This is a genomic window from Methanoplanus endosymbiosus (assembly GCF_024662215.1).
GTDB lineage: Archaea > Halobacteriota > Methanomicrobia > Methanomicrobiales > Methanomicrobiaceae > Methanoplanus > Methanoplanus endosymbiosus.
Genome location: NZ_CP096115.1, coordinates 797,327 through 811,575 on the forward strand (window position 1 = coordinate 797,327; position 14,249 = coordinate 811,575).

General features: G+C 41.7%; 16 protein-coding genes. 10 read left to right on the top strand and 6 right to left on the bottom strand.

The window, feature by feature from the left end; all coding sequences use genetic code 11:
* Positions 1–349: 349 nt before the first annotated feature.
* The 3 genes from L6E24_RS03260 to L6E24_RS03270 form a co-directional block, all read right to left on the bottom strand.
* Positions 350–589 carry a Nif11-like leader peptide family natural product precursor gene (locus L6E24_RS03260; protein WP_257743290.1) on the bottom strand — a complete coding sequence of 80 codons (240 nt, stop codon included), beginning with the start codon at positions 587–589 and terminating at the stop codon, positions 350–352.
* Positions 590–766: 177 nt separating this feature from the next.
* Positions 767–904: a hypothetical protein gene (locus L6E24_RS03265; protein ID WP_257743291.1), complete on the bottom strand. Its 138-nt coding sequence runs from the start codon at positions 902–904 to the stop codon at positions 767–769.
* Between the two features lie 477 nt (positions 905–1,381).
* Positions 1,382–1,618 (bottom strand): Nif11-like leader peptide family natural product precursor, encoded by a 237-nt coding sequence (locus L6E24_RS03270; protein WP_257743292.1) that lies wholly within the window; start codon positions 1,616–1,618, stop codon positions 1,382–1,384.
* 224 nt (positions 1,619–1,842) lie between these two features.
* Here L6E24_RS03270 and L6E24_RS03275 point away from each other — a divergent pair, with 224 nt between their 5' ends.
* Positions 1,843–2,082, top strand: a complete 240-nt coding sequence (locus tag L6E24_RS03275) for a hypothetical protein (RefSeq protein ID WP_257743293.1) — start codon at positions 1,843–1,845, stop codon at positions 2,080–2,082.
* A gap of 188 nt (positions 2,083–2,270) precedes the next feature.
* Here L6E24_RS03275 and L6E24_RS03280 read toward each other — a convergent pair whose 3' ends face one another.
* Positions 2,271–2,519 carry a Nif11-like leader peptide family natural product precursor gene (locus tag L6E24_RS03280; RefSeq protein WP_257743294.1) on the bottom strand — a complete coding sequence of 83 codons (249 nt, stop codon included), beginning with the start codon at positions 2,517–2,519 and terminating at the stop codon, positions 2,271–2,273.
* A gap of 136 nt (positions 2,520–2,655) precedes the next feature.
* The gene (locus L6E24_RS03285) at positions 2,656–2,895 is read right to left on the bottom strand and encodes a Nif11-like leader peptide family natural product precursor (RefSeq protein ID WP_257743295.1); all 240 of its coding nucleotides are present in this window, start codon (positions 2,893–2,895) and stop codon (positions 2,656–2,658) included.
* A gap of 506 nt (positions 2,896–3,401) precedes the next feature.
* On the opposite strand from L6E24_RS03285, the gene L6E24_RS03290 reads away from it, so the two are divergent.
* From L6E24_RS03290 to L6E24_RS03320, 8 genes are all read left to right on the top strand, one after another.
* Positions 3,402–4,022: a hypothetical protein gene (locus L6E24_RS03290; protein ID WP_257743296.1), complete on the top strand. Its 621-nt coding sequence runs from the start codon at positions 3,402–3,404 to the stop codon at positions 4,020–4,022.
* 15 nt (positions 4,023–4,037) lie between these two features.
* A complete protein-coding gene (locus tag L6E24_RS03295; RefSeq protein ID WP_257743297.1) occupies positions 4,038–6,251 on the top strand; it encodes an NHLP family bacteriocin export ABC transporter peptidase/permease/ATPase subunit in 2,214 nt (737 codons plus the stop codon).
* A gap of 5 nt (positions 6,252–6,256) precedes the next feature.
* A complete protein-coding gene (locus L6E24_RS03300) occupies positions 6,257–9,100 on the top strand; it encodes an NHLP bacteriocin export ABC transporter permease/ATPase subunit (RefSeq protein ID WP_257743298.1) in 2,844 nt (947 codons plus the stop codon).
* Positions 9,101–9,261: 161 nt separating this feature from the next.
* Positions 9,262–9,897, top strand: coding sequence for a GNAT family N-acetyltransferase (locus L6E24_RS03305; RefSeq protein WP_257743299.1), 636 nt, complete (start codon positions 9,262–9,264; stop codon positions 9,895–9,897).
* A 137-nt stretch (positions 9,898–10,034) separates the two neighbouring features.
* A complete protein-coding gene (locus L6E24_RS03310) occupies positions 10,035–10,214 on the top strand; it encodes a RelB antitoxin-like protein (protein WP_257743300.1) in 180 nt (59 codons plus the stop codon).
* A gap of 3 nt (positions 10,215–10,217) precedes the next feature.
* Positions 10,218–10,484 (top strand): type II toxin-antitoxin system RelE family toxin, encoded by a 267-nt coding sequence (locus L6E24_RS14745; protein WP_373021176.1) that lies wholly within the window; start codon positions 10,218–10,220, stop codon positions 10,482–10,484.
* A gap of 158 nt (positions 10,485–10,642) precedes the next feature.
* On the top strand, positions 10,643–10,912 hold the full coding sequence (locus L6E24_RS14750; RefSeq protein WP_373021256.1) for a GNAT family N-acetyltransferase: 270 nt from the start codon (positions 10,643–10,645) through the stop codon (positions 10,910–10,912).
* Between the two features lie 43 nt (positions 10,913–10,955).
* A complete protein-coding gene (locus tag L6E24_RS03320; protein ID WP_257743302.1) occupies positions 10,956–11,846 on the top strand; it encodes an Rpn family recombination-promoting nuclease/putative transposase in 891 nt (296 codons plus the stop codon).
* Between the two features lie 122 nt (positions 11,847–11,968).
* On the opposite strand, the gene L6E24_RS03325 is transcribed toward L6E24_RS03320, so the two are convergent.
* Complete coding sequence (locus L6E24_RS03325) at positions 11,969–12,589, bottom strand: hypothetical protein (protein ID WP_257743303.1); 621 nt, start codon at positions 12,587–12,589, stop codon at positions 11,969–11,971.
* Positions 12,590–12,821: 232 nt separating this feature from the next.
* On the opposite strand from L6E24_RS03325, the gene L6E24_RS03330 reads away from it, so the two are divergent.
* Positions 12,822–14,042 carry a DNA adenine methylase gene (locus tag L6E24_RS03330; protein ID WP_257743304.1) on the top strand — a complete coding sequence of 407 codons (1,221 nt, stop codon included), beginning with the start codon at positions 12,822–12,824 and terminating at the stop codon, positions 14,040–14,042.
* Positions 14,043–14,249: the final 207 nt, after the last annotated feature.

Sequence of the window (14,249 nt, forward strand, 5' to 3'; positions counted from 1 at the left end):
CAATAAATAAGTGGAATGGGAGGGATAAATCCTAAAAACACTATTTTTGTGACAGCAGGTAGTTTTTTGCATGTAACTCATACTGTGGTATGATATGTCACTACATCATATGATTGTCACCATACAATAATAATGGCATATTAGAAATGCATGAAGAAAATTGGCTACACTGATAAGTATTTAGTGAGCCAAAAATCCAACCCTATTTTGACACCATAGCAATGGACATTACAACCACCTAAATATTTAGGTTCAGAGCAGGACAGATCCACGCCCGTTTAGAACATTAAATGAAAATCTGACCTATCCTAAAGGCACCCATTGTTCAGGAACCTTTGATTCATTTAACCTAAAAATGACAATGGACATAGCAGTCAGCAACGCCCGAATCGCTCCCGCCTGTAACTGCCTTAAGTTCTTCGTCTGAGAGCTGTTCCATTGCCTTATCCATCTCTTCTCTGGTGAAATCAAACCCGGCTTCCCTGAGAATTTTATGCCTGGTTTCTGAGTCTTCCTTCTGAATCTTCTCGCAGAAGTCCTTATCTGTCTGCATCTTCTTTACAAATTTTTCCGCACTTTCAAGTGACATATATGCCAATGGGCATTACGACCACTTAAACTTTTAGGTTCAGAGCAGGACAGAACCGCGCCCGTTTAGAACGTTAAATGAAAATCTGACCAGTCCTGCCATAAAAACACACGTCCGGCAGACACCTTTGATTTTCACACTCATAAAGCATTCACAGACATCATAATGTTTTACACACTATCTATGCGCTGACAGAACCTGCCGGCAGATGAGTGATTTTAATGGACAGCACAAAAACCACATTTGCCCAGACTCCTTTTCACCCGTAACTGCCTTAAGTTCTTCTTCTGAGAGCTGTTTCATTGCATTATCCATCTCCTCTCCGGGAAATCAAAATCGGCATCTAAGATGACATTACACCTGTTTTCCTCTATCTTTTTCTGAAATTACCCGCAGAAGTCCTTATCAGTCTGCATTTTCGTTACAAATCCTTCTGCACTTTCAGGTGGCATATATAGTTGTGAAGATTTTTGACTGCTTAAATTTTCTAATCATTTTTCTCTGCCTGAGATCCACCTCCTCTACGGTGAAATAAAATATAGATCAAACGGTTTGTCTTCTAAAATGGAGGTATTGTGGGGGAGAATAGTTAAAAACCAGCACTGTAGCCCGGACTACGCGAAAAGCAGCCACGCATATTGCGGTTGTTTTATAGTGCAGAACCTTACGTTTAGGAATAATCTGAATGAAATGAAGATTATTTATAGGCGTGCATTCTAATCGCACCACATAGTCTTAAGCAAACTTTCCGGACTATTCCGGAAAGTTTGTAATATACTATACTAATGTATTTCACCAGTAATTATGGCAATGTGCAAAGCAGTCAGGAACGCTCCCACCCGTAACAGCCTTAAGTTCTTCGTCTGAGAGCTGTTCCATTGCCTTATCCATCTCTTCTCTGGTGAAATCAAACCCGGCTTCCCTGAGGATTTTATGCCTGGTCTCTGAGTCTTCCTTCTGAATTTTCTCACAGAAGTCCTTATCGGTCTGCATCTTCTTTACAAATTTTTCTGCACTTTCAAGTGACATAAACTTCAATTAGTATTATGACCACTTAAATTTTTAGGTTCAGAGGCACTGTCTAAAGGTCCAGTGATGAATGATTATTTATAATAAACAGTTCATTTTCCGGTTGATTTGAGCAGGCAAAATCAGTTTCCTACTGATACATCACTGAAAAATCCGACTGTGCCGATCCATCTCCAGTGCCACAATGGCTTTTCATCCGTAACAGCCCTTAGCTCTTTGTCTGTATGCTTGCTTTCAGACTTAGAATAGCATTGGAAATTATGATTAAATCTTCTGATTCTAAGGATATGAAACTAACAACCGGGGACTTCTTAAGGAAACTTAAGAGGGTGGAGAGAACGGACATTGATTTGGGAGATGAAATTGAAGTCTGCCACATGAATATGACTGGTGATGTTCGGAAGCAACCTGATGCACTAAACATGAAATCTTTGCTCGTAAATGGAAGGGTCAAAAAGGAATAGTGCATATTTTTTAGCTATTTGGGTTACTTCCTCTCTTAACTCGCCTGATCCAAGACATAGTGATTAATTAATCACCAGAATATTCAATGTCATTTAATCTATTTGGGGACCTAAATCAAAAATATAATGCATAAAATTGGTTGTATTGGGGTTGGGGAAATAAACCTATTGATCATATAATGCTCTGTTCACGCCCAAAATGCATGCTCGGGAAGGAATCTACGACAGTCTGAACCGGCTCCTCCACCCGTAACAGCCTTAAGTTCTTCATCTGAGAGCTGCTCCATTGCCTTATCCAGCTCTTCTCTGGTGAAATCAAACCCGGCTTCCCTGAGGATTTTATGCCTGGTCTCTGAGTCTTCCTTCTGAATTTTCTCACAGAAGTCCTTATCGGTCTGTATCTTCTTTACAAATTTTTCTGCACTTTCAAGTGACATAAACTTCAATTAGTATTACAACCACTTAAATTTTTAGGTTCAGAGCAGGACAGATCCACGCCCATTTAGAACATTAAATGAAAATCTGACCTATCCTAAAGGCACCCATTGTTCAGGAACCTTTGATTCATTCAACCTAAAAATGACAATGGACATAGCAGTCAGCAACGCCCGAATCGCTTCCACCCGTAACTGCCTTAAGTTCTTCGTCTGAAAGCTCTTCCATTGCCTTATCCGGCTCTTCTCTGGTGAAATCAAACCCGGCTCCCCTGATGATTTTATGCCTGATTTCTGAGTCTTCCTTCTGAATTTTCTCACAGAACTCTTTATCAGTCTGCATCCTCTTTACAAATTCTTCTGCACTTTCAGGTGGCATATATAGTTGTAGAGACTTTTTAGCTCCTTAATCTTTACGATCTCCATAGAACCCCTTTACAGCCATATTCAGGTAATTTCTGCCGGAATAACACAATAAATCTTAGTAGCATCCGGACAACAGCACCTCAGCCATAACAGTTTTTACGAAAGCGTAAAACCACATAATCTATCACCATAAGTTATATCCGGAAAATATAAGCATAAAAACCTACTACATATGGATATTACCGGTTCTTACAGTTTCATCACCCGGATGCCGGTTACAGAATGTAAGAACACAGGTGACACTAAGGAATTATTCATAACAATAAGGCAGACCCGGGTACCGGTTACAGTTCTGACATACTGTGTATTATGCCAGATCAGCTGCCATTCTGAAATAAAAATAAGAACAGTAAAATGTTCAGCCGTCATAAAATAATTTAAAGCCCCCATGGTAAAAATTCTGCTGAACAGCCCCATATCCGGATAATTCATACAGACCACCAAAGGACAGGAAAAAACATGAGAAAAGACCTGTTTAGAAAAGAACCATTAAAGAGGCTGGCCGCTCCCGACAATACTCAACAGCTCATCGTTCAGCCCAGGCTGTCCTTATGGATTCTGCTTGCTGCTCTGGCAGTCATACTTATTACAGTGTCATCAGCGTATCTGACCATGACCATATACAGCACAGTAAACGGCAACGGAATTTTCATAAGCAATTCATCGGACCATGCCCCTAAATCTCCGCTGGATTATGAAGTTCTGCTTTTCATCCCGATAGATGAAGGAAACAAAGTATCCACCGGAATGAAAGCACAGATAACTCCGCAGAACATGGACATGGAAGAATATACATACATAAAAGGAACAGTCACCGGCATTTCATCATGGCCGGTAACAGAAGATGAGATAACAGAAAGACTCAATCATTCAGAACTTGGGGATTACTTCCTGAAAAAAGCCGGAGATCCGGTGTACATAGTAACAGTCTCTCCCATACAGGACAAAAAAGACCCGGAATCATTTGTTTATTCTGCACAGACAGGCGAAGAACCGGTAATAAAACCCTACTTCATGTGCCACGGACGGATAATAACAGATGAAGAGACCGTTCTGGAAAAATTCTTCCCGCCACTATAAACAGTAACATATCTTATGAAGTTAATCGATACTAAGTTTATCAATTTTCATAACATGATCCGCCCAGCAAAAAGGGTAAAAACTCCGGTAATACTACAGCTTGAGGCAGTAGAATGTGGAGCTGCGGCTCTGGCAATTATTCTTGGCTATCATAAACTTTTCCTCCCGCTGGAGAAGGTCCGGGCAGATTGCGGAGTATCACGGGACGGAAGCCAGGCCATTAATATGGTAAAAGCCGCCCGGAAATATGGCATGGTGGCAAAGGGGCTTAGAAAAGACGTTGACGGACTAAGAGACCTTGAAATGCCAGTTATACTCCACTGGAACTTCAACCATTTCATAGTCCTTGAAGGATTTACCGGAGATAAAGCGTACATCAACGACCCAGCCATTGGCAGACGGACAGTAAAGATGGAGGAGCTAAATCAGTCTTTTACAGGAATAGTCCTCAGCATCACCCCCGGAAACAACTTCAGACCTTCAGGTTCACGGACAAATATCAAAAGCCTGTTAATACCCAAAATAAAGCCTGAAATCATCCCGCTGATATACCTAATCATTGCAGGAGTGGCAATGTTAATTCCGGGAATTGCCCTTCCGGTTGCAAACAGTATATTCTTTGATGATATTGTTCTGGCAAACCGCTCATCACTGCTGTACCCGCTTCTTTTATACATGAGCTTTTTTGTGGTACTCCAGTTACTGATCAGCTGGGCAAGGGAGACATGCCTTGCACAATGGGAAAACGACCTGTCATTCAGACTATCAAGGACTTTTTTTCATAAAATATTATTCCTGCCGGTCAGTTTCTTTGATCAGAGGTACGCAGGGGAGATATCATCAAGAGTTGAACTAAACAACCAGGTATCAGCGATCATATGCGGGAAAGGTGCAACAGCAGTCCTTGACATCTTCATATCAATAGTCTATCTTATACTGCTCTTCATACTAAGCACTGCACTCTCAGTTGTAGCCTGCTTCATTGCCATAGGAAACCTCGTATTTTTAAGCTGGATTTCATCAAAAAGAATAGACTTAAGCAGAAAACTCATCCTTGAACAGGGAAAGATCAGTGGGGTTGCATACTCCGGAATCGGGATGATCGAGTCGCTTAAAGCCAGCGGAAAAGAATCAGAATTCTTTGAGAGATGGGCAGGACATCATGCACAGTACATTAATACCGAGCGTTCTGTCTCAAAAACCTCCTCAATGATGGCTATTGTTCCGGTAATGATAAACGGTCTTGGAACAACTGCCATCCTTGCTGTAGGAAGCAATCTTATCTTTGCCGGCAGCATCACAATCGGTTTCTTCTTCGCATATCAGGCACTGCTTGCAAATTTCCTGATGCCAATCCAGAGGCTTATAAACGTAGGAGGGGACTTATCAGAGCTTGAAGGCACACTTCAGAGACTTGCCGATGTTGAGCGCAATATCCCGGACGACAAAAAATTATCCATCCTTGATTCGGAGCCCCTGACAGGGAATAAGCAGAGAAAACTGGACGGTTATGTAGAGTTTAAGGATATAACATTTGGCTACAGTCCCCTTGAAGCTCCGCTGCTGGATAATTTCTCATTTTCACTAAAACCGGGAAGCCGTGTTGCACTGGTAGGGCCTTCAGGATGCGGCAAGAGTACTATTGCCCGTCTGATGGCCGGACTGTATGAACCATGGTCAGGAGAGATACTCATAGACGGCAAAAAAATCTCTGAAATTCCAAAGCAGCAGCTGTACCTCTCTCTTGCATTCGTGAATCAGGAGATCTTCATCTTTGAGGGAACAGTCCGGGACAATATTACTTTGTGGGATAAAACCCTTCCGGATGCCAAAATAATCCAGGCTGCAAAGGATGCAGAGATACACGACCTGATCTCATCACTTTCAAAAGACTATGACCATCCGGTCTCAGAAGGTGGCCGGGATTTAAGCGGGGGTCAGAAGCAGCGGCTTGAGATAGCACGGGCAATTGCCAAAGACCCATCCATTCTTGTTCTTGATGAAGCCACCAGTGCCCTTGATGCACTCACTGAAAAACAGATTGAGCATAATCTAAGGAAAAGAGGCTGTACATGTCTTATAATTGCTCACCGGCTGAGTACTATCCGGGACTGTGACAATATTATTGTCCTTGATAAAGGTAAGATCGTTGAAGAGGGAACACATCAGCAGCTTATGAAGAATAAAGGGCCATATTTCCGGCTCATAACAGCTGAAGAGGAGGCATGACCCGGATGAACTCAGAATCAGATGCGGTAAATAAATACAAAACCGGCGAAGAGGTAGTTTTTTCCAATCCGTCAGTCTGCTACCGTGTTGTAAAAGGCAGCCTCATCGTCTATATCACACAACATTATAGCAATTCATGGGGAAGGCACCTGCCAGGTCTTTATCTTGAACCGGGAGAGTCGGTTTTTGGATTTATTCCCGGAAATGTGGGTCTGACAGCAGTTTTCCAGACATATTCAGAGATAGAAGAGACTGACATAGAGAATTTAGATGCTCCCAGTGAAGATACTCTCCGGAGATGGGCTGAATGGATCGGCCACCCCCTTCTGACAGATAATAAACAGTCATATCCGGGCCATATTTCTTTGAAATCCGGAATAAAAGAGATAACAGAAGGGCAGCAGATCAGATTTAACTTAATGGAAGAACCCTTCCTTTTATGCAGGGTTACTAAGGGAACACTCCGGGATACAATCTCGGATATGACATTCACAGATGAAACAGGTATATTTCCGGTTCTGAGCAACACGGTACTGTATGCAGCATCTGATGTTTCACTGGAGATACTGCTTCCTGAAACAGAGACGATAAATATTGACATCACGCTATTTAACAGCACCTGCAGGGAATGGATGCTCTCAAGGGTTACTGCCAGAAGCAAAAAATATCTGAATGACGAAGAGAAACGGATTAATGCCTGGATTACACAGGAGGAGGAGATCAATGAGCGTATTATTCATAAGTCCTCTGAACCGGAGGGAAGCAATAATCCACTCTGGCCGGCTTTTTCACGGGTTTTAAGGGAAATTGGCATACCGGATGAGGATTGTTCCCCTCCTAAGCAGCATGCACCGGTCAAAGATGAAAAGGAGGTATTCACCGAGCTTATCCGGATGGCTGAACATTCCGGTGTCAGGATACGAAGGGTAGGACTCACATATAAGTGGTGGAAAGAAGATTGCGGACCACTTCTTGTGACTACAGAGGACGGGACCATGCTTGCGGCTATTGCAGACAGACCGGGACGCTATACTCTCTACTCCGGCAATGATCCGGTGGCGAAGAACCATGAGGCAGGAAATATAGCCCTTTCTCCAACCGCTTATATGCTGTACCCTACATTTCCGGACCGGAAGCTTTCTTTTACAGACATTTTTATGTTTCTGTACAGGGCTGTCTGGAAGCGGGATATTCTGTTTTTACTGGTCTTTGGAATGATTGCAGGAGTTTTAACCACTGCAATACCTCTTGCAACCGGACTTGTTTTTAATAATGCAATACCGCACCATGACTATCCTCTGTTTCAGGCGATAATTCTTGTACTCTTTATGAGTGTGATCTCGTCTGCACTCTTTCAGCTGGCACGGGAGATCGCAACCATACGGATGGAAGGGCGGATCGGCAGTGTATTTGAAGGAGCGGTATGGGACAGGCTGTTAAAACTGCCGCCGTCTTTTTTCCGGAACTATAACTCCGGAGATCTTGCTTTAAGAGCAGGAATTGTTGATGAGATAAGAGAACTCATCTCCGGCGTTACAGTTACGGTGTTATTCGGGGCTGTATTCTCGGTCTTTAATATCATACTTATGTTTGCCATATACCCTGATGTTGCCCTGTATTCAGTTCTTCTCGTTGGTGGGTTCTTCCTTTTAACTGTGGCAATTGGTTATATCAGTGTCAGATACAGACAGAGAATGCTTGATCTGCGGGGGCATCTTGGAGGAGTATCATTTCAGATACTATCAGGAATTACAAAGATAACTGCTGCCGGAGCACAGAACCGGGCATATGTCTGGTGGGAGAAGGAATTTAAAAAGCAGATGGACTATAAACTAAAGGTCAGCACCTGCAATGCCTATATCCGGGTATTGACTGTTTTCTGGCCCGGTCTTCTGACGATACTGGTCTTTGCCCTTACCGGCAGTGCTCTTTCTGTTGTACATCCTGATCAGGATCACGGCTGGTTCCTTGCGTTTTATGCTGCGGTCGGGGCATTTTCCGTAGCATTTACCGGTCTTGCCGAGGCATCGGTTATGATGTGGAATGTCAGGCCAATGTGGGACTGGATAAAACCCATTATCACTTCAGAGACTGAGGTGAACAGCGGTCATATTTCACCGGGAGTACTCTCAGGTGCTGTGGAACTGAACCATGTCAGTTTCAGATATTCACAGAATAGTCCGCTTATTCTTGATGATGTCTCCATATCTGTCAATCCCGGTGAGTTCGTGGCAATAGTCGGTCAGTCCGGCAGTGGCAAATCCACCCTGCTCAGAATACTACTTGGGTTTGAAAGACCGTTTTTAGGGTCTGTAGTATATGACCAAAAAAGGCTTGCCAATCTAAATGTACGTGAGGTCAGAAAACAGATTGGAGTCGTTATCCAGGATGAAAGCCTGATGTCAGACAGTATCCTGAATAATATTGCCGGATCGCGATCAATTTCAATGGAAGAGGCCTGGGAGGCTGCTGAAATGGCAGGTATAGATGAGGACATAAGGGAGATGCCTATGCAGATGCACACCATTATCAGTGAGGGATCGGGAAATATTTCAGGAGGACAGAAGCAGCGGATCCTGATTGCACGTGCCATAGCTTTTAGGCCCGGAATTATGTTCCTGGATGAAGCGACAAGTGCACTTGATAATACCACTCAGAAAAAGGTCATGGAGAGCTTAAAGCAGCTCAATCTGACACGGATTGTAATTGCCCACCGGTTGTCGAGTATAAAGGGTGCTGACCGGATTTATGTCCTTGATAAAGGGAAAATTGCCGAGGCGGGCACTTATGAGGAACTGATTCAGAAGGGTGGTATATTCTCGGATCTTGCAAGGCATCAACTTATATGAATATCTGAAAATACCCGCAATATCCGGCATGTGATCTGTCAATATCTGCCGGATATATAAATCCCATGCTCTTCTACCGGATGCTTACGAAATGAGAACAGAAGATAATATGTACCGGAAGTTTACAGAAATATTACTTAAAGGAGAGGACATTGCATAAGATGTTAATTAACAGTAGCCCGATAACGATCCGCCCGTTTGAAGAGAGTGACTCTCCGGCAGTGAACCGGATACTTGCACAGTCCTTCTTCAGCAAGGTCCATTCACTGACCGGGCTGTCTGAGGAGAAGGCTCTCCGGCTTGCAGAAGACGCAGAGATATTCCCGGACAGGCCAATTGACGGATATTTCATTGCCGAATACAAGGGAGAAATCGCCGGTGCAGTCCTGCTGAAGTTTACAGGACAGAACAGGCCGGCAGAGGATGTGAACTATTGGCAGGTCGCGAAAAAACACGGCATTATCAGGACCTTAAAACTGCTCTTCGGATTTTCAGTGCTGGTTGAGAGCGTAAGGCCGGAGGAATGCTATATAGAATTTATCGCCACCGGAAGTGAATTCAGGGGAAAGGGAATTGCTACGGCACTCATCCGCCATGCCGGAAATTATGCAGAAAAAGGTGGCTTTGAGGAGTTTACGCTGTATGTGGCATCCGGAAATCCGGCACAAAAACTCTACGAGAGACTTGGGTTTAAGGTGCAGAGTTCATACAAGAGCAGGATTACAAAAATAATCTTCGGCATTGACACCTGGGTTTACATGACAATGCCAGCCTGGAAATCCGGAAGAGAAAAATGAGACATTAGGTTACCGGAAATAACCATTACAGAAAGCAAACAGATTTTGTTTATTTATGATAACTACATGATATTATTATCCGGATGAATAGAATTAAGAAGTTTAAAATCAGATATAATCACATTGGGAGCTTTAAAATGACATCCTGTTCAGAGCAGTATATTGTAGATGAAAATGGCAATAAAATATCTGTAATTCTTCCATTTTCAGAGTATCAAAAGATGCAGGAGGATTTACACGATCTTGCTGTTATTGCGGAAAGGAAAAATGAAGAAACCATTGACATCAATGAACTGAAGAGAAGAATTGGAAAATAAGACATGATTCCGTATTCTATTGGATATAAAGACGGAATTAAAAGAGATCTTAATAAAATCAGTAAAATATATTATGATTCCATCTTTTCACGAATAGGTAAATTATCTATAGAACCTATACCCTCAGATTCTGTGAAAATAGCCGGTTCTGACAATTATTACCGTATTCGTTCAGGAGATTACCGAATAATATACACCGTAATACATGAACAAAACTCGGTTATAATATATTATATAAGGCACAGGAAGAATATATACCGGGATTTTTAAAGAGTACATCAACATATATTTTTTAGAACATATCTTCTGATCATCCAGGCATACAATACATATGTTTTATTCTAAGTTTAGAAGAGGACTTCCGGAACACAAAAGACCTCTTTTAATTTTATATTCCTGTCAGAAAAATAAGACCGGAGGAATGCTATATAGAATTCCTCGCCACCGGAAGTGAATTCAGGGGAAAGGGAATTGCCTCGGCCCTTATCAGGCATGCCGGAAATTATGCAGAAAAAAACGGCTTTGAGGAGTTTACGCTGTATTTCGCATCCGGAAATCCGGCAGAGAAGTTATATAAGAGACTTGGGTTTAAGGTGCAGAGTTCATACAAGAGCAGGATTACAAAAATAATCTTTGGCATTGACACCTGGGTTTACATGACAATGCCAGCCTGGAAATCCGGAAGAGAAAACAAGTAAATATATAAATAACAGTCAGATATTGTTATCCTGGATTTTTATCATGACAAAACGTAACTTTCCACCTGAAATAACCACGGCAGACGGTTCTTTTATAATGTCTCCAAAGAATGACTTTGCCTTCAGGCTGCTCTTTGGGGATGAGAAGAACAAAGAAATAACAATATCTTTCCTGCGTGCCATGCTCAAAATTCCGGTCAAAGACATAACTATTAAAGATCCATTTCTCCTGAAACAGGTGGCAGGGGATAAAACGGGAATTCTCGACATCAGAATTGTGCTGGATACAGAAGTTCAGGTGGATGTTGAGATTCAGCTGAGTGATCATCCGGCAATTAAGGAGAGGGTGCTCTTTTACCAATCAAGACTGTATGCCTCACAGATATCATCCGGTGAAGATTACCGCGTGCTTAAGAGGACCATCTCTTTGGTAATTCTTGATTATATCCTCTTTGAGGTTGAACAGATGCACACAACGTACAGGTTTTATGACCGGAAAAATGAGATAGAACTGACAGATGTTTTGGAAGTGCATATTGTAGAACTACCAAAACTTAATAATATAATAAGTCAACATAAGAATAATCCTGAAATACCCTGGTTAATGTTTCTGAACGCAGGAACAGAGGAGGAGTTAAAAATGGCCGCTAAAGCTGAACCAAAGATTTCAAAGGCATATAATCGTTTAATTGAGATGAGTGATGACGAGGAGAACAGGCGATTATACGAGGAGAGGATAACTCAGATAATTGAGGTTGATCTCAAGATAGAAGCGGCTAAGAAAGAAGGAAGAGAGGAAGGAGCCATCAAAGAACGCATTAATACTGCGAAGAACCTGATATTACTTGGAATGGACAATGAGATTATAAATAAGGCAACCGGACTTTCTCCGGATAAGATAACTCAGCTCAGGTCTGAAATCAAACCGGAATGAGAACTAAAGATTAATTCTTTATCTTCCGGAAATACAGATATTCATCACCTGCCATCTCTTACAGAAGTGACGGCATACCCTCAGAAGATAAGATTAAAGAAATGATAAAAAGGTATAGGAATTTAGCTCTTCTTACCCTTCCCGTATGCCTTATCCATATGCCACTTCTTTTTTACAAGTGTATTGTAAGTGCCCTTTGAGATGATCTCTTTTTTCAGCAGACTCCCCGCAATTTCCACTCTTCGGTCATATATATCATCATAGATCTCAGACCTGATCACCAATTTCGGGAATTTCCGGAAATTTAAGAGCAGAATTTCTTCATCTGTTATATTACTGTGCTCAGCCACCAATTTTTTCATCACAATGTACTTGGTTATTGTCTCCGGATCAAGTTTCATTTTTACAATGATCTGCCCTGCAATATCTCTGCCGTACTCTGTCAGTCCAACATAGCCACCGCTTAGTCTGTCATCTTCTTCAGGTTTTGTGTATCTGAACTCCTCATCGTTAAAGATTGGATCTTCAACCGCCCGCCTGACATCTTCAGAGGCTGCACCAAGTTCTGAAGGGAGAAATCTCTTCTCAAAATATACTGAAAGACCACTGTTATAAGCATTAAAGAGCATCTTTTCAAATACTGTATATGACATCCTCTTATCACTTAGCCCAAGCATAACGAGGATAAAACTCTCAAGAGTAGCTTCAGCCTCAAATTCTTCTTCATCTTCATCAAAAAACATATGATAACGACCTCTTACTGTCAGCAATCTGTTATAACATTGCCACTTAATAATAATAAACCTAAAGTTTTGATAACTGAAAAATTCAGGTCATTTCCGGAAATAAAAGCAGACATGAGATCCGGCAGGAGATGACATTACTCCCAAAAATCCGGCAATCCGGCAATTTTTCTCTGAAATGAATAAAAATAAGAGGTTCTGATACATACATAACAGACAGTTTTTTTCTTCTATGTCAGCCTCAAAACAGCAGCAGATTACAGATGCCGGAGAAGATCATCACCTCACAAACTCAGAATATTCTGAGATTCCGGTAGATTTTAGAAATTCCGAAGAGGAAAACAGAGATTTGTGCAACAATAATAATTACCATCATGATGATCACAATAATAATTTACCCATGAATAATAATTGCAGGAAGAACCATCCATTCCCAGCCACCCGATACCAGGGATCAAAGGCAAAGATTTCCGGATGGATCTGGGAGAGCATAAAAGACATAGAATTTGATACCGTACTTGACGCATTCGGCGGTACAGGCTGCATATCCCATATGCTGAAGAGAAAGGATAAGACTGTCACATACAACGACATCCTGAAATTCAATCATATAATCGGAAAGGCACTGATTGAAAATGATAATATAACACTGACCGGCCCGGATATTGAAATTCTGCTCAGAAAGGATGAGAAGAGAGAATATCCAGCTTTTATTCAGGAGAATTTCAGGGATATATTTTACCTTGACGCTGAGAATGCCTGGCTGGATATGGTGATTAAAAATATCAGCCACCTTGACGGCGAATATAAACAGTCCCTTGCATATTTTGCCCTGTTTCAGTCATGTATAATAAAAAGGCCGTACAATCTCTTCCACCGGGCAAACCTCAATGTCAGAACATCAGACGTAAAGCGTAGTTTTGGCAACAAAACAACATGGGACAGACCATTTGAAGAACTATTCATAAAATTCATAACAGAAGCAAATAATGCAGTATTCAGCAATAAAAAGCCGTGCAGATCCATAAACTGTGACGCACAAAAAATTCCGGAAAACAATTATGACCTCATATATATCGACACACCATACATATCCTCCAAAGGTGTGGGCGTTGACTATATAGACTTCTATCACTTTCTCGAAGGCATGACAGACTATGAGACCTGGGAAAATAAAATACTGAAGAGATATAAACATCTCCCGATAGACGGAAGAGGAGAGAACGTCTGGGCAGACAAAAAGAGAATCTACGGTGCTTTTGAAGATTTAATCCGGAAATATAAGGACTCAGTGCTTATCATCTCATACAGAAGTGACGGCATACCTACAGAAGATGAGATAAGAAATCTGCTGAATAAATATAAAGGAAGTGTCTGTGAGGTCAGAAATACGGATTACAGATACGCCCTCTCAAACAAAAAGACCTCAGAAATCCTCTTTATTGCTGAATGATTCAAACCCCGCATAGGTTATGCGAGAACCCACATCCATGTAAACATAGTAAAAACCGTTTGTTGTGAATTCTCACACATACGGGCATTTGAAAAAATATATTTCCTCACCGGAAACCTGCCTCAATGAAGGCAGAAGAGATCCATAGTATCTCTCTTCCGGAAATGAAATTATAACAGACTTTTAAATTTAAAAGGACACAGGATT

Coding starts and splice junctions, on each gene's coding strand:
- L6E24_RS03310 (WP_257743300.1), top strand. CDS start 10,035: ATGACATCCTGTTCAGAGCAGTATATTGTAGATGAAAATGGCAATAAA.
- L6E24_RS03260 (WP_257743290.1), bottom strand. CDS start 589: ATGTCACTTGAAAGTGCGGAAAAATTTGTAAAGAAGATGCAGACAGAT.
- L6E24_RS03325 (WP_257743303.1), bottom strand. CDS start 12,589: ATGTTTTTTGATGAAGATGAAGAAGAATTTGAGGCTGAAGCTACTCTT.
- L6E24_RS03285 (WP_257743295.1), bottom strand. CDS start 2,895: ATGCCACCTGAAAGTGCAGAAGAATTTGTAAAGAGGATGCAGACTGAT.
- L6E24_RS03330 (WP_257743304.1), top strand. CDS start 12,822: ATGTCAGCCTCAAAACAGCAGCAGATTACAGATGCCGGAGAAGATCAT.
- L6E24_RS03320 (WP_257743302.1), top strand. CDS start 10,956: ATGACAAAACGTAACTTTCCACCTGAAATAACCACGGCAGACGGTTCT.
- L6E24_RS03265 (WP_257743291.1), bottom strand. CDS start 904: ATGGATAATGCAATGAAACAGCTCTCAGAAGAAGAACTTAAGGCAGTT.
- L6E24_RS03275 (WP_257743293.1), top strand. CDS start 1,843: ATGCTTGCTTTCAGACTTAGAATAGCATTGGAAATTATGATTAAATCT.
- L6E24_RS03290 (WP_257743296.1), top strand. CDS start 3,402: ATGAGAAAAGACCTGTTTAGAAAAGAACCATTAAAGAGGCTGGCCGCT.
- L6E24_RS14745 (WP_373021176.1), top strand. CDS start 10,218: ATGATTCCGTATTCTATTGGATATAAAGACGGAATTAAAAGAGATCTT.
- L6E24_RS03270 (WP_257743292.1), bottom strand. CDS start 1,618: ATGTCACTTGAAAGTGCAGAAAAATTTGTAAAGAAGATGCAGACCGAT.
- L6E24_RS03300 (WP_257743298.1), top strand. CDS start 6,257: ATGAACTCAGAATCAGATGCGGTAAATAAATACAAAACCGGCGAAGAG.
- L6E24_RS03280 (WP_257743294.1), bottom strand. CDS start 2,519: ATGTCACTTGAAAGTGCAGAAAAATTTGTAAAGAAGATACAGACCGAT.
- L6E24_RS03295 (WP_257743297.1), top strand. CDS start 4,038: ATGAAGTTAATCGATACTAAGTTTATCAATTTTCATAACATGATCCGC.
- L6E24_RS03305 (WP_257743299.1), top strand. CDS start 9,262: ATGTTAATTAACAGTAGCCCGATAACGATCCGCCCGTTTGAAGAGAGT.